The following is an 18,248-nucleotide window of genomic DNA, read 5'->3' as shown; positions in this document are numbered from 1 at the left end:
GGCATCAAGACAGGGCATTGAGGCGGCATCGGCATCCTGCTAAGCCTTCCAACGAATAATTTATCCGCCAGGAGACAGCAGATGGCCGAACAGGAAAATGGCGCCGCCAAGTCGGACGCTCAAGCAACGCAGGCAGGTCCGAAAATGAACGTTCTGACCCAGTTCATTAGGGACCTGTCATTCGAAAATGTCCTGGCGCAACGCGGCTCTGGCGGCGAGGTCAACCCCGATGTGCAGGTGGCCGTCAATCTGGACGCCAAGAAGAGATCTGCAAATCATAAGTACGAGGTGACGATCAAACTGGTGGTCACGTCCAAGAACAAGGGGACAGAAGACACGCTGTTCCTGATGGAGTTGGAATATGTCGGCGTGTTCCATATCGAGAACGTGCCCGATGACCAGATGCATCCCTTCCTTCTGATCGAATGTCCGCGGATGATCTTCCCCTTCGTGCGCCGGATCGTCAGCGACGTCACGCGCGACGGTGGGTTCCCGCCGCTGAACCTTGAAACCATCGACTTCGTTCAGCTTTACCGCAACGAACTCAGGCGGCGCCAGGCGGCGGCTGCCGAAGAAAAGCCGACGCCTGACGCCTAAAGCGTTTCGTGATAAACCTGAATCACAGCTTACCCGCGAAACGCAGCACAACAGCCAATCGTTGAACGCGTTTCGCCTTTCGCTGATGCCTCAGGTAAAAGGCGAAGCGCTTTAGCTCAGCCTTTTCCAGAGCGCGTCGTCGCCCATGTGTTCCACGAATGCCTGGTGCGCGGCGCGCTCTTCGTCGCTGAGCCTAGGCGCAAGCGGTTTGGTCCGCGGGCCGGGATGCCAATTCGTCTCTTCCGTCTCTTTCGACGTATCGGGCGAGTATGCGCCGGCGAGGGCGAAATCGGGCTGCCGGCCGCCGATCAGTTCCAGATAGACCTCGGCCAGTATCTCGGAGTCCAGAAGCGCGCCGTGCAAGGTTCGTGACGAGTTGTCGATGCCGAACCGACGGCAAAGGGCATCAAGGGACGCGGGCGAGCCCGGAAACTTTCTTCGGGCGATATCAAGCGTATCGACGGCCTGCTCCCACGGGATTCTGGGGATCTTCAGCCAGCCAAGCTCCGCGTTCAGAAATTTCATGTCGAAGGCGGCGTTGTGGATCACCAGCTTCGCATCGCCGATGAAGTCGACAAAACTCTGGGCGATCTTGCTGAAGACTGGCTTGTCACGCAGGAAATCGTCGCCCAGCCCGTGGACCTCGAAGGCTTCCTGCGGCATGGACCGTTCAGGATTGATGTATTCGTGATATGTCCGGCCAGTCGGCATGTGGTTGAACAGCTCGACCGCGCCGATTTCCACAATCCGATCCCCCTGTTCAGGGTCAAAGCCCGTGGTTTCGGTATCGAGTACGATTTCACGCATGGGTCAACCTGGTCCGAATATCTTTCAGAACATCCTGAACCTGGCGGCGCGCATGTTCAAGCGTGTCGGTAGTGATCGTGTAATCTGCCCGCGCGCGTTTATCGGCATCCGGCAGCTGCTTGTTTCGGATTGCATCGAACTGGGCCTCGGTCATGGTCCCGCGGGCCATGACGCGGGCTTTTTGCATCTCGGCAGGCACGCTCACGCAGACGGTTGCATCCATGGATCTGTCCGCGCCGGTTTCGAACAGCAGCGGAATATCCAGAACGGTGATCGCGGCATCCGTGTTTGCGAGAAACGCCGCACGGTCCTGTGCGACCAGCGGGTGGACGATGTCTTCGATTGTCTTCAGGGCGTTCGGGTCCTGGGCGATGATTGCTTTCAATCGCTCGCGTGAGACGGCACCGTCGACGACCGCGGATGAAAAAACCGATGCAATCGGCGCGACCGCATCGCCGTTGGGCGAATACAGGCGATGAACCGCAGCATCGGCATCCCAGAGGGCGCAGCCTTCGTCTGCGAACATACGGGCCGTGGTCGACTTGCCCATCCCGATCGAGCCGGTCAGCCCAAGCTTGAACGTCATCGGAGGGCGGCTGCGCGCGTCGCGCTGTCAACCTCGGGGCGGACACCGAACCAGCGTTCGAAGGCCGGCACCGCCTGGTGCAGTAACATGCCAAGCCCGTCGACAGTCTGGCAGCCCAGTTTTTCCGCTTCGGCCAGCAGCCTGGTCTTGAGCGGGGCGTAGACAAGATCGGTCACCATGGCGCCCTTGTGCAACCCGTCCAGCGGCACGCGCAAGGGCGGTTTGCCGATCATGCCCAGCGACGTGGTGTTCACGACCGTCGCCGCATCTTCCATCATGTTGCCGGCCTGAACCCAGTCGATCACCACGATGCGCTTGCCGAATTCCGTCTTGAGCGCGTCGGCCCGGACCCTTGTACGGTTGGCGATCATGATTTGCGGAACACCGACCTCCAACAAGGCCGAGATCACCGCCCGCGCGGCTCCTCCAGCTCCCAGCAGCGCCGCGGGCCCCGCCTTGGGATCCCAGCCCGGCGCGTTCTGGCGCAGGTTCTGGATGAAACCGACACCGTCGGTGTTGTCGGCATGAATTTTTCCGTCCTTGCGAAAGATCAGCGTGTTCGCCGCCCCGATCAAGGTCGCCCGATCGGTGATGAGGTCCGCAATCTCCAGCACCTTTTCCTTGTGCGGTACCGTGATGTTGACCCCGACAAACCCCATCTTGGGCAAGGTGCGCAGGACGTTTTCAAGATCATCGGTGGAAACGTCGATCGGAATGTAATGACCTGCAATCCCGTGGGTCTTGAGCCAATGCGAATGTATCTGCGGGGATTTCGAATGCGCCACCGGGGAGCCGATCACACCTGCCAGTGGAATCCGGTTTTCAGTCATGTCTCAAGCTCTCCTCGCAGGCTGAGGTACGACAGAAGTTCAAGCAAGGGCAAACCGAGCACGTGAAAGTAGTCTCCGTGAACCTGGCTGAAAAGTCGAACCCCTTCTTCTTCCAGTTTGTATGCACCCACAGAATGCCGGATGCTATCCCAGTTTCTTTCGACATAGCCCTCGAGATAGCTGTCGGACACCTCTCGCATCATCATCCTGACAACACCGACATGACGCCAAACCGGCCGGGAGTCATCGCAGACGACTGACGCGGACAGAAGCTCGTGTCGCTTGCCACGCATTGCGCGAAGCTGTTCCAGCGCTTGCTCGGGGGTGTCGGGTTTGGACAGGATCTGCCGCTCGAAACTCAGGACCTGGTCGCATCCTATGACCAGTGCGTCGGCTTGTTTGGCGCTTTGCTTGGCGGCTTTGAGCTCTGCCAGGGCATCAGCGATATCGCGCGGCGAGGCACCTTCGGCAATCAGGCCGTCGCGCATTGCGGATTCGTCGACACGCGCGGGCACGACATCGAATGAGACGCCCGCATTCTGAAGCAGAGTTTTTCGGATGGCCGATCCGGAGGCCAGAATGATCCTGTGTGGCATGTGGATAACCTGTTGCATATCTCACTGGTTTTTTAAGGACAGAATGGCGAAGTTTCCAACATTAGAGGGACTGAGGGACAAAGTCCGTGTTTTCGTGCGTCTTCAGGGTTTCTTTGCACGTGGGGACAAGGAAAACTTCGACACCGGGAAAACGGCGTTCGGACCCGATACCGGGCCATTTCATCCACGGGGTTTACTGGATCTGGGAACCTGAACTATCTTTTATTTTCAAATACTTGACACACATCAGCACGGTGCGGGCTGATGTATTCAACACATTTATCCACATCCGCAGGCAGTGTGGGGAATTCGGTGGACAGATTCATAATCCCCAGCTTAGACAGACCCCTACAAAATCATCATCCTTTTTCTTTCTATATTTATTATTTAAGGGAGGGGCAGGGAACGCGGGGAAAACATGACCGACCTTCTGGCCTCACTTTATCCCTGGATGAAGTCGCTGCATATCATGGCCGTGATCTCCTGGATGGCCGGCCTGTTCTACCTGCCAAGGCTTTTCGTCTATCACGCAGAGCAATCGACGCCGGGAGACAGCCGCGACGAGGTGTTCCAGACGATGGAGCTCAAGCTGCTGCGGGTGATCATGAACCCGGCGATGATCGTGGCTTGGGGTGCAGGGTTATGCCTGGTCGCCACGCCCGGGATCGTGGACTGGAACGCGATATGGCCTTACCTGAAGCTGGCCGGCATCCTTGCCATGACGTGGTTCCACATGTGGTTGGCGGGTCGCCGCAAGGCCTTTGTGGCTCGCGACAATACTCTGACGGGCCGGCAGTACCGCATGATGAACGAAGTGCCGACGCTGTTGATGGTCGTGATCGTTCTGTCCGTCGTCGTGAAGTTCTGAGATTGACTCGGCGCACGACTGCTCTTAGGTAGCTGTGAACGGTGCCCGTCCGGGCGTGCCGATTTTCATAACAGAATGAAGAAACAGCGCGAGGATCTCGCGCCGATTTCTTAGGGATACTTCCATGTCTGACGAACGCCTCAACCTGTCCGATCTCAAGAAGCAATCCGCCAAGGATCTGCTTTCGATGGCGGAAGAGCTGGAGATTGAAAACGCGTCCACCATGCGCAAGGGGGAGATGATGTTTCAGATCCTCCGCGAGCGGGCGGATGAAGGCTGGACGGTTTACGGCGATGGCACTCTCGAGGTGCTGCAGGACGGGTTCGGGTTTCTTCGGTCCTCCGAGGCAAACTATCTTCCCGGACCGGATGACATCTACGTGTCGCCGGACACGATCAGGAAACATTCGCTGCGCACCGGCGACACGATCGAGGGTGAGATCAAGGCCCCGGAGGAGAATGAGCGGTATTTCGTCCTGACGTCGGTGACGCAGATCAACTTTGCGGATCCCGAGAACGCCAAGCACAAGATCGCCTTCGACAACCTGACGCCGCTCTATCCCGACGAGCGCCTGCAGATGGAGATCGACGATCCCACGATAAAGGACAAATCGGCCCGCGTGATCGACTTGGTGGCGCCCATCGGTAAAGGTCAGCGGTCTCTGATCGTGGCGCCGCCGCGGACGGGTAAGACGGTGATCCTGCAGAACATTGCCTCGAGCATCGAGCGGAACCATCCCGAGTGCTATCTGATCGTCCTGCTGATCGACGAGCGGCCCGAAGAGGTGACCGACATGCAGCGCTCGGTCAAAGGCGAGGTCATCAGCTCGACATTCGATGAGCCCGCCGGCCGGCACGTCGCGGTTGCGGAGATGGTAATCGAAAAGGCAAAGCGCTTGGTCGAGCATAAACGAGATGTTGTTATTTTGCTCGACTCGATAACAAGACTTGGTAGGGCTTATAACACGGTCGTGCCGTCATCGGGCAAAGTCCTGACGGGTGGTGTGGATGCGAACGCCCTGCAACGGCCCAAGCGGTTTTTTGGCGCAGCCCGAAATATCGAAGAAGGTGGATCGCTGACCATCATTTCTACCGCGCTGATCGATACCGGCAGCCGGATGGACGAGGTGATCTTTGAAGAATTCAAAGGCACAGGCAACTCGGAGCTGGTGTTGGATCGCAAGATTGCCGACAAGCGCGTGTTCCCGGCAATCGACATTCTGAAATCGGGCACACGGAAAGAAGACCTGTTGATAGACAAGGTCGATCTGCAGAAGACGTATGTCCTGCGTCGTATCCTGAACCCGATGGGCACCACGGACGCGATCGAATTCCTTCTTGGAAAGCTGAAGCAAACGAAAACGAATTCGGATTTCTTCGATTCCATGAACACCTGATGTGAGCCCGGTCAGAGGACCTATGGACACAATCTTTGCTCTTTCGACCGCGCCAGGCAAAGCTGGCGTCGCGATTATCCGCGTTTCCGGCGCCGGAGCGTTTCAGGCCGTCGGGTCCTTGGTTGACGGTTTGCCTAGGCCGCGGCAGTCAGGCTTGCGGAACTTCAAGGCGCCAGATGGTTCTTTGTTGGACACAGCCCTGGTACTGACCTTCGAGGCCGGCCACAGCTTTACCGGAGAGGCGACGGTTGAAATCCATTGCCACGGATCGCGGGCGGTGGTTTCGGCAATCCTCGATGCGCTGGGCGGTCAAGACGGCTTGCGACCAGCCGAACCAGGCGAGTTCACGCGACGCGCATTGGAGAATGAAACCCTGGACCTCGCACAGGTGGAAGGCCTGGCAGACCTGATCGAAGCGGAAACGGAGGCGCAACGCAGGCAGGCCGTGCGCGTTCTGTCCGGCCAGTTGGGCGCACGGGCGGAAGAGTGGCGTGAAAAATTGATCCGCGCCGCGGCGCTCCTGGAAGCGACAATAGATTTCGCGGACGAAGACGTGCCGGAAGACGTGTCACCGGAAGTGTTGAGCCTGCTTGAGAGCGTGCGCACCGAATTGGACAGAGAGGCCTCTGGCGTCGGAACCGCGGAGCGTATCCGTGAAGGTTTCGAGGTCGCGATTGTCGGCGCACCGAATGTTGGCAAGTCGACTTTGCTGAATGCGCTTGCCGGGCGGGATGCTGCAATCACGTCCGAGGTTGCCGGAACAACACGGGATGTCATCGAGGTGCGGATGGATCTGAACGGTCTGCCTGTAACATTGCTTGATACTGCGGGGTTGCGCGCCACCGAGGACAAGGTTGAATCCATTGGCGTGGACCGGGCCATGAAGCGAGCTGAGACAGCCGACCTTCGGGTTTTCCTCGTGGAGCCGGGCCAGGAGCCTGCAATGGAAGCGGCCGCCGAAGACGTGGTGTTGATCGGAAAGGCTGATCTTCACGGATGCCCTGAGAATTCGATTTCAGGCATCACGGGTCACGGCGTTCCTGCTTTGATCGACAGCGTGTCGAATGTTCTTTCCTCGCGGGCTGCGAACGCGGGCGTCGCGACGCGGATGCGCCACAGGGAAGCCTTTATATCCGGCAGTGAATGCCTCGGCAGAGCGATGGCGCATCTGGGGCTTGGCAACGAACAAACGGACCTGGCCGCGGAAGAGTTGCGGAGTGCTGTGCGTCGTCTTGATTCTCTGGTAGGACGTGTTGATGTCGAAGCCGTTCTTGACGAGATCTTCTTGAGTTTTTGTCTGGGCAAGTAGTGGAGTGTTTCACGTGAAACATTTTGATGTGATTGTCATAGGGGGCGGCCATGCCGGAACCGATGCTGCCCATGCATCTGCTCGCCTTGGCGCAAACACGGCGCTGATTACTTTGAGCCGATCATCGATCGGGGTTATGTCATGCAACCCAGCGATTGGCGGTTTGGGGAAGGGACATCTCGTTCGCGAAATCGACGCGCTGGATGGGGTCATGGGACGTGTCGCGGATAAGGCAGGCATACAGTTTCGCCTTTTGAACCGCCGGAAAGGGCCTGCAGTGCAGGGGCCGCGCACACAGGCGGACCGGAAGATCTATCGCGAAGAGATGCAGGCGGAAGTCGCGTCCCAGCCGAATTTGTCGGTGATCGAGGGTGAGGCGGCCGACTTCATCATGACAGATCAAAAGGTATCCGGGATCGTTCTCGCGGATGGCAGCGAGATTTCTGCGCGGGCTGTTGTTCTTACCACTGGAACGTTTTTGCGGGGTGTGATTCATATCGGGGACGTGTCCAGGCCCGGCGGACGAATGGGCGACAATCCGTCGGTTCGTCTGGCGGAGCGGATAGATACGTTCGGTTTACCCCTCGGGCGCTTGAAGACAGGAACGCCGCCGCGCCTTGATGGAAAGACCATCGACTGGGCAGGGCTGGATATGCAGGCGGCCGACGACCAGCCCGTTCTCTTTTCCTTCATGTCGAAACGTCCCTCCGCGCGGCAAGTGGCCTGCGGAATCACGCATACCAACACCAAAACGCACGAGATCATCCAGAAAAACCTCCATCGTTCTGCGATGTATGGAGGGCATATCGGCGGTGTCGGGCCGCGCTATTGTCCGTCTATCGAGGACAAGATCGTGCGCTTTGCGGACAAGCCGTCTCACCAGATATTTCTGGAACCTGAAAGCCTCTCGGATGACGTGATTTATCCGAACGGAATTTCGACATCTTTGCCCGAAGAGATCCAGGAAGATTACGTTCACTCGATCAAGGGGCTGGAGAATGCGAAGATTCTGCAGCCGGGCTATGCGATCGAGTATGATTTTGTTGATCCAAGAGCGCTGGACGCGACGTTGGCGGTGCGCTCAGTGCCCGGCCTGTTCCTGGCAGGCCAGATAAACGGCACCACCGGATACGAAGAAGCTGCGGCGCAGGGGGTCGTGGCGGGCCTGAACGCAGCGCTTTCTGCTATGGACAGAGATCCAGTCATTTTCAGTCGCGCCGAAAGCTATATCGGTGTGATGATAGACGATCTGGTCACCCGCGGCGTGTCGGAACCGTACAGGATGTTTACCTCGCGGGCGGAGTTCAGGCTTTCCCTGCGCGCGGACAATGCAGACCAGCGCCTGACCCCGATAGGTGTGGAGCTTGGCTCCGTCAGTGCGGGAAGACGGGACGCATTCGAACACAAGATGCAGCGGCTGTCGGATGCCAAAGCGCGGATTTCGGACACCCTTTATACGCCGCGGCAGCTGAACCAGGCCGGGCTCAAGGTCAACGAGGATGGGACCAAGCGCAGTGGGTATACACTGCTGTCCTTTCCCGACGTAAGTTTCGAAGACCTCTTGGCGCTGGATTCGTCCTTGTCGGATATTGATCAGGAAACCAGACGGCAGCTGGAAAGAGATGCGCTGTACGCAAACTATATTGAGCGGCAAAACCGGGACATCGAGGCCATCAAGAAAGATGAAAAGCAGGTTATTCCACCTGATTTCGACTTTGGCTCGATCCAGGGCTTGTCGAATGAGGTGAAGGCCAAGCTGGTATCCGCGAAACCTGCAAACCTTGCGCAGGCGGGCCGTATTGATGGGATGACTCCCGCCGCGCTGACAATCATTCTGGCGCGCTTGCGGCAGATGAAGCGCGAGAAGTCCGCATGAGCTACAATCTCGGCGTCGATGTTTCACGTGAAACATTCAAGCGCCTAGAGAGGTATGCTGACCTCGTCAGAAAATGGAATCCTCGCGTAAACCTGGTCGCGAAGTCGACGCTAGAAGAAATTTGGAGCCGTCACTTCCTTGATTCTGCGCAGCTTTTTCAGTTGGCTCCTGATAATACGAAGACGTGGGCTGATTTCGGCGCTGGCGGCGGATTTCCGGGGCTGGTGATCGCGATTTTGGCCCATGAACTGCGGCCGGATATGTCCGTGATGCTGGCAGAGAGCGACGCTCGAAAATCGGCTTTCCTGCGGAACGTTGTTCGGGAGACCTCCATAAACACCAAGGTCGTGTGCGAGAGGGTGGAGGAAATACCGCCTTTGTGCGCCGATGTTATATCTGCGCGGGCGTTGGCAAACCTGTCGAAGCTCTTTTCCCTGTCTCATGACCATCTTGCGACAAATGGCGTGATGCTTTTCCCGAAGGGAAAAAATTGGCAATCGGAGCTTGTTGAGGCGCAATCGAAGTGGCGTTTCAATCATCAGGTTGTTAAAAGTGTAACGAGCGACCAATCCGTCATTCTGCGCATTTCAGGAGTACGCCGTGCTTGAACTCACGCGCTCTTCAAACCCGAAGATTATTGCGATTGCCAACCAGAAGGGGGGCGTCGGAAAGACGACGACAGCTATCAACCTCGCGGCGGCTTTGGCTGAGGAAAACTTCAAGGTTCTGATCGTTGACCTTGACCCGCAGGGCAACGCCTCAACCGGCTTGGGGATTGAGCCGGATGCGCGCGAGTATACCGCCTACGAGCTTTTGCTCGAGGAAATCGAGCTCTCGCGCGTGATCCAGGAGACACCTCAGCGCAACCTGAGCATCGTCCCCGCAACCGTCGATCTGAGTTCGGCGGACATGGAACTGATCTCAAATGAGAAGCGCAGCTTCCTGTTGCATGACGCGCTGCGCCAGCCCGCCATGGATGAGTTTGGGTTTGATTACATACTGATTGATTGCCCGCCGTCGCTGAACCTTTTGACGGTCAATGCCATGGTCGCGGCACATTCAGTTCTCGTTCCGTTGCAGTCGGAGTTCTTCGCTCTCGAAGGCCTGTCGCAACTCATGCTGACGGTGCGCGAGGTCCGGCAATCCGCCAACAAGGATCTGCGGATCGAAGGTGTCGTGCTGACGATGTACGATGGTCGAAACAACCTGTCCGCCCAGGTCGAACAGGATGCGCGCGAGAATCTCGGGCCGCTGGTGTTCCAGACAAAGATCCCACGGAACGTACGGGTAAGTGAGGCGCCGTCTTACTCTGTTCCCGTCTTGACCTACGACCCTTCGTCGAAAGGTGCCGAGGCCTATCGCGCCTTGGCGCGGGAATTGGTGAATAACAACAAGCGCCAAGCGGCGTAGGGAGGACAGCATGTCAGACAAGAAATCCAAGCGCGGTCTTGGCCGGGGCCTTTCCGCCTTGATGTCCGATGTCGCGGAAGTTCCCGAGACCTCCGAAGGCGCCGTAAAAGCGGCGGACAAGACCGTGCCGATCGAGAGGATAGAACCCAATCCCGATCAGCCTCGCCGCGACTTTGACGAAGACGCGTTGCGTGATCTTGCCGCTTCGATTTCCGAAAAAGGGATCATTCAGCCCCTGATCGTCAGGCCCAGCCCCCGGGCCGAAAACGGGTTCGAGATCGTTGCCGGTGAACGCCGCTGGCGTGCTGCGCAGCTTGCCAAATTGCACCAGGTGCCGGTGATTATCCGGGAATTCGATGACACCGAAGTCCTGGAAGTGGCCATCATCGAAAACGTCCAACGCGCGGACCTGAACCCGGTGGAGGAAGCGGCCGGGTACAGCCAGCTGATGGAGCGATTCGGGCACACGCAGGAAAAGCTTGCGCAAGCCCTGGGGAAAAGCCGAAGCCATATCGCCAACCTTGTCCGTCTTTTGAGTTTGCCCGATGACGTCCAAAGATTGCTGCGCGACGGAAAACTGTCATCGGGTCATGCGCGGGCGCTGATCACTGCCGACAATCCTTCTGAACTGGCGCAGCAGGTGGTGAAAAAAGGGCTTTCGGTGCGCGAGACGGAAAAGCTGGCGAAGAAAGCGCAGCAGAATATCTTCTCTGACGGCTCCGCCCCGAAGAAGAAAAATCCGGTTGAGAAAGACGCCGACACGAAAGCGCTGGAAGGGGACCTGTCCGCGAACCTCGGTATGAAGGTCGCGCTCAACCATCGGCCGGGGCAAGAGAATGGCAGCATGACGATCAGCTATGAAAGCCTGGATCAACTGGACGACCTGTGCCGCAAACTTGCCGGAAACTAGTCGTCAAGCAAATCGGCAATGATATGGTTCAAGATCAACCTGCCCGACGGCGTCGCCGCGATACGGCCGTTTTGATGGGTCAAAAGACCCAGGTCACAGAAGTTCTGGATTTTGGACGCCGGGACCGGAGCGCCAGCGAGCTTCCTGTGGCGTTCAAGATCGACCCCTTCGACAAGGCGTAGACCCATCAGGAAATGCTCTGTTGCCTGATCCTGGGAAGACACTTTATCATTGTTTTTCAATGACTTGTCTATCTCCGAAAGCGTCAGCCACTTTTCGGGATTTGACCAGGCTTCGGTTTCTCTACGCCCGCTTCCGACCGTTATGCGGCCATGTGCGCCGGGACCAATGCCGATGTAATCCCCATATCGCCAGTAGACGAGATTATGTCTGCACTCGGCGCCCGGCGCAGCATGGTTGGACACTTCGTATGCAGAAAGACCCGCTTCGTTGCAAAGCTCCTGGGTCAGTTCGTACATGTCGGCCGCAAGATCCTCGGACGGCAGACCGCGCAATCCGCCACGGGCGCGGCGTTGATGAAAGACGGTACCGGGCTCGATTGTCAGTTGGTAGAGCGAGAGGTGATCGACAGCCAAATCAAGCGCTTCGGACAGTTCCTCGCGCCAGTTTTCAAGTGTTTGGTTCTGCCGTGCATAGATTAGGTCGTAACTGACGCGATCGAAATACACGCGCGCGATTTCATACGCTTTTCTTGCGTCGCTGACCGTGTGAATCCGTCCGAGTCGTCGCAGGTCTTCGTCCCGCAGGGATTGAACACCAAGAGAAACGCGATTGACGCCAGCCTCTGCAAACCCCGAGAACCGGCCAGCCTCGACCGACCCGGGGTTGGCCTCCAGCGTGACCTCCAGGTCATTCGCGGGTGTCCAGATCTCGTGAACCCGCTGCAGGATCGCCGCGACCACGTCCGGTTTCATAAGGCTGGGCGTACCCCCACCGAAAAAGACCGAGTTCAGCACCCGCCCGGAAAACGTCTCGGCATATCTGTCGAGTTCCCGAAGATACGCCGCAAGCCAGCGGGATTGGTCGATTTCGGACCGAACATGACTGTTGAAGTCGCAATATGGGCACTTGGCTTCGCAAAATGGCCAATGCAGGTAGAGGCCGAACCCCCCGGCTTGCCAATCCTCAGTCAAAGCAGCCCTTCACCAGTTTTCTGAACGCGTCCGCCCTGTGGCTGATCCGGTTCTTGAGATCCGGGTCCATCTCGGCAAAGGTCACGTCATGGCCAGTGGGCTGGAAGATGGGATCGTAGCCGTGACCGTGTTCGCCGCGCATCGGCCAGACGATCTGGCCTTCGACGGTACCGGGGAAGACTTCGTCATGCCTATCCGGCCAGGCCAGCACGAGCGTACAACAGAAACGCGCCGTCCAAGGCGGTGCAGCCTGCTTGGAAATGATCCCGTCATAGGCTTTCTTCATGGCCATTCCAAAATCGCGACCAGTCTCTGTTTCTGCCCAATCTGCGGTGTAGACCCCGGGCGCCCCATCCAGGGCGTCGATTTCAATCCCGCTATCGTCCGAGAGCGCGGGAAGGCCGGTTGCCTGCGCCGCGGCGTGCGCCTTGATGCGAGCGTTGCCGACGAACGTGGTCTCGGTCTCGTCGGGCTCGCCGAGGTTCATCTCGGCGGCCCCAACAACGGACACGTCATAAGGCGCCAGCAGTTTGGAGATTTCTTCAAGCTTTCCGGCGTTGTGCGTGGCCACCAACAAGGTGTCGCTTGACAGTTTACGCACCTGTCGCCGCCTTCTGCGCTTCTACCAGCTCCGCCACGCCTTTCTCAGCCAGGTCCATGAGGCTCGTCATCTGGTCCCGACTGAAAGTCGCGCCTTCCGCGCTCATCTGCACCTCGATCAGGCGACCGGATGCGGTCATGATGAAGTTGCCATCGACGCCTGCATCGCTGTCCTCGGGATAGTCGAGGTCCAGGACAGGTTGACCGGCGTAGATACCGCAGCTGACCGCCGCAACAGGGTCTACCAGAGGGTCGCTGACGATATCGCCGGTCTTGAGCAGCTTGTTCACGGCAAGCCGCAAGGCAACCCATCCGCCGGTGATCGAGGCGCAGCGTGTTCCGCCGTCGGCCTGGATCACATCGCAATCGACGGTGATCTGGCGTTCTCCCAATGCCACGCGGTCAACGCCGGCGCGCAGGCTGCGGCCGATCAGGCGCTGAATCTCGACGGTTCGTCCCCCTTGCTTGCCGGCCGACGCCTCGCGCCGCATCCGGGAGGTGGTCGAGCGGGGCAGCATTCCGTATTCGGCCGTGACCCAGCCCAGGCCCGATCCCTTGATGAAAGGCGGTACGCGATCCTCGATCGTCGCGGTGCACAGGACATGGGTGTCGCCGATACGGATCATGCAGGACCCTTCGGCATGTTTCGTGACCCCGGTCTCGATTGAAACCGCGCGCATTTCACTTAAGTCTCTCCCAGAAGGACGCATGCCAGAACTCCTTGTTTGCATGTCGGGAATACAGGTGACCGAAACCCGATAGCAACCCTGATTGACCTTTTTGCCGGGCCGTTTTTAATGGCACTTCACGAGGCGACAGAAATGCAGATGGAAAACGCGCGAAAGATCCTGGATGAAATGAACGACCGCTCGCGGGAGGTGTTCCGTCGCGTGGTCGAAGGGTATCTTGCAACGGGCGATCCGGTCGGGTCGCGCACCCTGACGCGTGACATGAGCGAAAAGGTATCCGCCGCGACGATCCGCAACGTGATGCAGGACCTGGAGTATCTGGGCCTGCTGGACAGCCCGCACGTCTCGGCCGGGCGTGTCCCGACACAACAGGGCCTGCGCATGTTCGTCGACGGTCTGCTCGAAGTCAGTGACCTGGAGCTGAACGACCGAGAGAAGATTGACGCGACATTGGGCTCGAATTCCGACGATGTCAGCCTCGCGCTCGATCGTATCGGATCGGCCTTGTCCGGCGTGACGCAAGGCGCTTCCCTGGTTCTGGCGCCAAAGCACGAGGCGCCGATCAAGCATATCGAGTTCGTGTCGCTGGGCCATGATCGTGCGCTTGTGGTGATCGTCTTTGGCGATGGGCATGTCGAGAACCGTATCTTTCACCCGCCGCCGGGCCAGACCCCCAGCTCGATGCGCGAGGCCGCCAATTTCTTGAACGCGCTGATCGAAGGCAAGACGCTGTCAGACGTGCAAACCGTGATCGCCAGGGAGATCGAGGCGCGCCGGCAGGAGATCGACGGACTAGCGCATCAACTGGTCGAAAGCGGCCTGGCCGTCTGGGAGGGCGAGGCTGACAGTTACGAGCGGTTGATCGTGCGTGGGCGTGCGAATCTGATCAATTCAGAGGTCGAGCAAGAGGACCTCGACAGGATGAAAACGCTGTTCGATGACCTTGAACGCAAGCGCGACATCGCCGAGTTCCTGGAATTGACCGATCAGGGCGAGGGTGTGCGCATTTTTATCGGCTCGGAAAACAAACTTTTCTCACTTTCGGGTTCCTCTTTGGTGGTCTCTCCATATATGAACGCTGATCGAAAGATCGTGGGCGCGGTCGGTGTGATTGGTCCGACCCGGCTCAACTACGGTCGAATTGTACCAATCGTGGATTACACCGCGCAGCTTGTCGGAAAGCTGATCGCGGACCGGAAATAGAGGAAGAGCATGGCGCAGTCGAAAGAAGACCCGTTTCTTGATGACATAGAGCAAGCGGAAGACGAGGAACACGCCGCGATGGCCGAAGAGGATGCTCCGGAAAGTCTGGAGGATCAGGTCGAAACCCTTCGCGCGGAGCGCGATGCGTTCCAAGACAAGTTCATGCGCGCGCTTGCCGACGCAGAGAACGCCCGAAAGCGCGCCCAGAAGGACCGGACCGAGGCCGAGAATTATGGCGGTTCGAAACTGGCACGCGATATGCTGCCGGTGTTCGACAATTTGAAACGTGCGGTCGAAACCGTGACGGACGAACAGCGCGCGCAATCAGCGGCCCTGATCGAAGGGATCGAACTGACGATGCGCGAACTGGTCAACGTGTTTTCCAAGCACGGAATCCAGGTGATCGACCCGCAGGTGGGGGACAAGTTCGATCCCAAGCAGCACGAAGCGATGTTCGAGGCGCCGGTTCCGGGAACCAAGGCCGGCGAGATCATTCAGGTCTCTGCCCAGGGTTTCATGCTGTATGATCGCATCCTGCGCCCCGCGCAGGTCGGCGTGTCGTCCTTCACCGGGTGATGCGATGTCCGGCAGGACCGATCGTCGATGCCTGCGCATTGGCGACGGTCCTGGCGCAGAAGCATCCCGACGGTATCCGGAAAATCTCGCGACTCGAAGGTGAGTGTCGCCGCAGTCGCGACGGTGGCAGCCGGTCGTCACTCTTCGCGCGCGAGCGCTTTCAGCTCATAGATCAGATTCAGAGCCTCTTTCGGGGTCAGGTCGTCGGGCAGGACCTCTTTCAGCCGCAGCACGGCGGCGGACTCCGCGGCTTTCGGACTCGGCGGCGGGGGAGGGCTCGCGGCGAACAGCGGCAAGTCGTCTATAAAGGCGGCCCGCTTGCCGCCGCCTTCCCGCTCGCCTTTCTCCAGGGCGTCCAGCACGACCCGGGCGCGTTCGACCACGGTGGCGGGCAAGCCGGCCAGTTTTGCCACCTGCACCCCATAGCTGCGATCCGCGGCACCGCGCCGGACCTCGTGCATGAAGATCACGTCGCCCTCGTGTTCCTTGACCGCGACAGTGGCATTGTCCACGCGCTCCAATTTGTCGCTCAGACGCGTCAGTTCATGGTAATGCGTCGCGAACAGGGCGCGGCACCGATTGGTTTCGTGCAGATGTTCCAAGGTGGCCCAAGCGATGCTGAGGCCGTCATAGGTGGCGGTGCCGCGTCCGATCTCGTCAAGGATCACCAGCGCCTTGTCGTCGGCCTGGTTCAGGATGGCGGCGGTTTCCACCATCTCGACCATGAAGGTGGACCGGCCGCGCGCCAGGTCGTCGGAGGCGCCAACTCGGCTGAAAAGCTGGCTGACAAGGCCGATATGCGCACGGGCTGCGGGCACGTAACTCCCCATCTGCGCGAGCACGGCAACAAGCGCGTTCTGGCGCAGGAAGGTCGATTTACCGGCCATGTTCGGCCCGGTCAGAAGCCAGATGTCGCTGGCATCGCCCAAAGCGCAATCGTTCGCGATGAAAGGCGCCCCATCCTGCGTGCGCAACGCGGCCTCGACCACCGGATGACGTCCCGCCTCGATATGCAGCGCTCGGCTGTCGTCGATCTGCGGGCGGCACCAGTTCTCGGCGCGTGCGAGATCCGCCAAAGCGGCGGAGAGGTCGAACTCGGCCAAGGACCGCGCGACCAGCGAAACCTCGGCCGATTTTTCCAGGATTGCCCGTTTCAGGGCGTCATAGAGCCGCTTTTCAATTTCGAGCGCTCGCCCTCCCGCATTGAGGATGCGTGTTTCCATTTCGCTGAGCGGGACGGTGGTAAAACGCACCTGGTTCGCCGTGGTCTGGCGATGCTTGAAGGTTTCATTTAGCGGTTCGGACAGCATCTTGTCGGCGTGGGTCGCCGTCACCTCGACGAAATACCCAAGGACATTGTTGTGCTTGACTTTCAGGCTTTGGATGCCGGTCGCCTGGGCGTATTCCGCCTGCATCCCCGCGATGACGCTGCGCCCTTCGTCACGCAGTTTTCTGGCCTCGTCCAGCTCGGCGTCGTACCCATCGGCGATGAAGCCGCCGTCGCGGGCCAGCAGGGGCGGCTCTGCAATCAGGGCTTCGTCCAGCAGGTCCAACAGTTCATCATGGCCGGTGAGCGCGGCGGACACCTCCTGCAGGGGCTTGGGCAGGTCCTGGCCGTCCAGCATCCGCGCGACCTCGGCGCTTTGCGTGAGGCCGTTGCGAATGGCGGCCAGATCCCGGGGTCCGCCCCGGTCAAGACCAAGACGGGACAGCGCCCGATCCAGGTCGGGAACCTTGCGCAGCACCTCTCGCAGATCTTGTGCAAAGCGGGTGTGCCCGACCATGAAATCCACGCAATCGAGCCGATCCTGAACAACGTGCAGCACCCGGCTCGGGCTGGAGATGCGCCGCTCCAGCAAGCGGCCACCGCCGGCGGTTACCGTCCGGTCGATGCACGCCAGCAGTGAACCGGACCTGCCACCGCTCAAGGACTGTGTCAGTTCCAGGTTGCGCCGTGTGGCCGCGTCGATCTGCATCACCCGCTCTTCGTTCTCGCGCACGGGCTTTTGCAGCAGTGGGAGTTTCCCTTTCTGGGTGATCTCCAGGTACTCGACGATCGCACCCATGGCCGCGACCTCGGCACGATCAAATTGGCCAAAGGCGTCGAGCGTGCTGACATTGAACAGGGCGCAAATCCGTTTTTCGGCACCCGCGCTGTCAAAAGCCGACCGGCCGAGCGGCGTGAGCGAGACGCCGTGCTCGTCGGCGATGTCGCGAATTTCAGCCTCGTGCCCTTCGGCAACGATCAGCTCGCTGGGGGCAAGCCGCGCCAGTTCGGGTGAAAGACGCACCTCGGTCAGTGGCATGACATGGAACGCCCCGGTGGAAATATCCACCCAGGCCAGCGCGGTGGCGTCGCGCACCTTGGCGAAGGCGGTCAGGTAATTGTGGCGCCGTGCCTCGAGCAGGCTTTCCTCGGTCAGGGTGCCGGGGGTGACCAGACGGACGACATCGCGTTTGACGACCGATTTCGAGCCGCGTTTCTTGGCTTCGGCGGGGTCCTCCATCTGTTCGCAGACGGCCACGCGAAACCCCTTGCGGATCAGCGTCAGAAGGTAGCCTTCGGCAGAATGCACGGGCACGCCGCACATCGCGATATCCTCGCCCAGGTGCTTGCCGCGCTTGGTCAGCGCGATATCCAGCGCCTCGGCGGCGGCAACGGCATCGTCGAAGAACAGTTCGTAAAAGTCACCCATACGATAGAACAGCAGCGCATTCTGGTACTGCGCCTTCAGTTCCAGATACTGCGCCATCATCGGTGTCACGGCTGTTGTCGTGGATGCCACCCTGCCCCCCATTGGCTTTGGCGGGCAGCTTACAAATCACCGGCTGGGGGTAAAA

General features: G+C 59.2%; 18 protein-coding genes. 10 read left to right on the top strand and 8 right to left on the bottom strand.

Annotation, left to right across the window (positions count from 1 at the left end; all coding sequences use genetic code 11):
* Window positions 1–81 precede the first annotated feature (81 nt).
* Entirely contained in the window at window positions 82–597 is a 516-nt protein-coding gene (secB, locus tag FIU85_RS11615) for a protein-export chaperone SecB (RefSeq protein WP_152494246.1), read from the top strand.
* A 111-nt stretch (window positions 598–708) separates the two neighbouring features.
* On the opposite strand, the gene dnaQ is transcribed toward secB, so the two are convergent.
* The 4 genes from dnaQ to FIU85_RS11595 are packed head-to-tail and all read right to left on the bottom strand — an operon-like array spanning window position 709 to window position 3,416.
* Window positions 709–1,404 carry a DNA polymerase III subunit epsilon gene (gene dnaQ / locus FIU85_RS11610; RefSeq protein WP_152494247.1) on the bottom strand — a complete coding sequence of 232 codons (696 nt, stop codon included), beginning with the start codon at window positions 1,402–1,404 and terminating at the stop codon, window positions 709–711.
* Window positions 1,397–1,990, bottom strand: a complete 594-nt coding sequence (coaE, locus tag FIU85_RS11605; protein WP_152494248.1) for a dephospho-CoA kinase — start codon at window positions 1,988–1,990, stop codon at window positions 1,397–1,399. The genes dnaQ and coaE overlap by 8 nt, the downstream gene beginning before the upstream one ends.
* Window positions 1,987–2,820 carry a shikimate dehydrogenase gene (locus tag FIU85_RS11600; RefSeq protein ID WP_152497000.1) on the bottom strand — a complete coding sequence of 278 codons (834 nt, stop codon included), beginning with the start codon at window positions 2,818–2,820 and terminating at the stop codon, window positions 1,987–1,989. The genes coaE and FIU85_RS11600 overlap by 4 nt, the downstream gene beginning before the upstream one ends.
* Complete coding sequence (locus FIU85_RS11595) at window positions 2,817–3,416, bottom strand: nucleoside triphosphate pyrophosphatase (protein ID WP_152496999.1); 600 nt, start codon at window positions 3,414–3,416, stop codon at window positions 2,817–2,819. Before FIU85_RS11595 ends, FIU85_RS11600 begins: the two co-directional genes overlap by 4 nt.
* A gap of 418 nt (window positions 3,417–3,834) precedes the next feature.
* Between FIU85_RS11595 and FIU85_RS11590 the strand changes: the two genes are divergently transcribed.
* The 7 genes from FIU85_RS11590 to FIU85_RS11560 all read left to right on the top strand — a co-directional run bounded on the left by FIU85_RS11590 (window position 3,835) and on the right by FIU85_RS11560 (window position 11,185).
* Entirely contained in the window at window positions 3,835–4,284 is a 450-nt protein-coding gene (locus FIU85_RS11590) for a CopD family protein (RefSeq protein WP_152496998.1), read from the top strand.
* A 124-nt stretch (window positions 4,285–4,408) separates the two neighbouring features.
* Window positions 4,409–5,680 carry a transcription termination factor Rho gene (gene rho, locus FIU85_RS11585; protein WP_152494251.1) on the top strand — a complete coding sequence of 424 codons (1,272 nt, stop codon included), beginning with the start codon at window positions 4,409–4,411 and terminating at the stop codon, window positions 5,678–5,680.
* Window positions 5,681–5,702: 22 nt separating this feature from the next.
* Window positions 5,703–6,989, top strand: coding sequence for a tRNA uridine-5-carboxymethylaminomethyl(34) synthesis GTPase MnmE (mnmE, locus tag FIU85_RS11580; RefSeq protein ID WP_152496997.1), 1,287 nt, complete (start codon window positions 5,703–5,705; stop codon window positions 6,987–6,989).
* 13 nt (window positions 6,990–7,002) lie between these two features.
* Entirely contained in the window at window positions 7,003–8,865 is a 1,863-nt protein-coding gene (gene mnmG, locus FIU85_RS11575) for a tRNA uridine-5-carboxymethylaminomethyl(34) synthesis enzyme MnmG (protein WP_152496996.1), read from the top strand.
* Window positions 8,862–9,473 carry a 16S rRNA (guanine(527)-N(7))-methyltransferase RsmG gene (rsmG, locus tag FIU85_RS11570; RefSeq protein WP_152496995.1) on the top strand — a complete coding sequence of 204 codons (612 nt, stop codon included), beginning with the start codon at window positions 8,862–8,864 and terminating at the stop codon, window positions 9,471–9,473. Before mnmG ends, rsmG begins: the two co-directional genes overlap by 4 nt.
* The gene (locus tag FIU85_RS11565) at window positions 9,466–10,275 is read left to right on the top strand and encodes a ParA family protein (RefSeq protein WP_152496994.1); all 810 of its coding nucleotides are present in this window, start codon (window positions 9,466–9,468) and stop codon (window positions 10,273–10,275) included. The genes rsmG and FIU85_RS11565 overlap by 8 nt, the downstream gene beginning before the upstream one ends.
* Window positions 10,276–10,285: 10 nt before the next feature.
* Window positions 10,286–11,185: a ParB/RepB/Spo0J family partition protein gene (locus tag FIU85_RS11560; RefSeq protein WP_152496993.1), complete on the top strand. Its 900-nt coding sequence runs from the start codon at window positions 10,286–10,288 to the stop codon at window positions 11,183–11,185.
* Here the strand turns inward: FIU85_RS11560 and hemW are convergent.
* From hemW to rph, 3 genes are read right to left on the bottom strand one after another with little or no spacing between them, the layout of a single operon-like run.
* Complete coding sequence (gene hemW, locus FIU85_RS11555) at window positions 11,182–12,339, bottom strand: radical SAM family heme chaperone HemW (protein WP_152496992.1); 1,158 nt, start codon at window positions 12,337–12,339, stop codon at window positions 11,182–11,184. The genes FIU85_RS11560 and hemW overlap by 4 nt on opposite strands.
* Window positions 12,332–12,940 (bottom strand): RdgB/HAM1 family non-canonical purine NTP pyrophosphatase, encoded by a 609-nt coding sequence (gene rdgB, locus FIU85_RS11550; RefSeq protein WP_152494258.1) that lies wholly within the window; start codon window positions 12,938–12,940, stop codon window positions 12,332–12,334. The genes hemW and rdgB overlap by 8 nt, the downstream gene beginning before the upstream one ends.
* Window positions 12,933–13,649, bottom strand: coding sequence for a ribonuclease PH (rph, locus tag FIU85_RS11545; RefSeq protein WP_152494259.1), 717 nt, complete (start codon window positions 13,647–13,649; stop codon window positions 12,933–12,935). Before rph ends, rdgB begins: the two co-directional genes overlap by 8 nt.
* A 117-nt stretch (window positions 13,650–13,766) precedes the next feature.
* Here rph and hrcA point away from each other — a divergent pair, with 117 nt between their 5' ends.
* Together hrcA and FIU85_RS11535 are read left to right on the top strand one after the other, a co-directional pair.
* Window positions 13,767–14,831, top strand: a complete 1,065-nt coding sequence (hrcA, locus tag FIU85_RS11540; RefSeq protein WP_152498235.1) for a heat-inducible transcriptional repressor HrcA — start codon at window positions 13,767–13,769, stop codon at window positions 14,829–14,831.
* Window positions 14,832–14,840: 9 nt separating this feature from the next.
* On the top strand, window positions 14,841–15,407 hold the full coding sequence (locus FIU85_RS11535) for a nucleotide exchange factor GrpE (RefSeq protein WP_152494261.1): 567 nt from the start codon (window positions 14,841–14,843) through the stop codon (window positions 15,405–15,407).
* Between the two features lie 137 nt (window positions 15,408–15,544).
* Here the strand turns inward: FIU85_RS11535 and mutS are convergent, their stop codons facing one another.
* On the bottom strand, window positions 15,545–18,163 hold the full coding sequence (gene mutS / locus FIU85_RS11530) for a DNA mismatch repair protein MutS (RefSeq protein WP_152498234.1): 2,619 nt from the start codon (window positions 18,161–18,163) through the stop codon (window positions 15,545–15,547).
* Window positions 18,164–18,248: the final 85 nt, after the last annotated feature.

The sequence above is a fragment of the Roseovarius sp. THAF8 genome, from assembly GCF_009363735.1.
In the GTDB taxonomy this organism is placed as follows: domain Bacteria; phylum Pseudomonadota; class Alphaproteobacteria; order Rhodobacterales; family Rhodobacteraceae; genus Roseovarius.
This window is presented reverse-complemented; position numbering and strand designations above follow the sequence as displayed.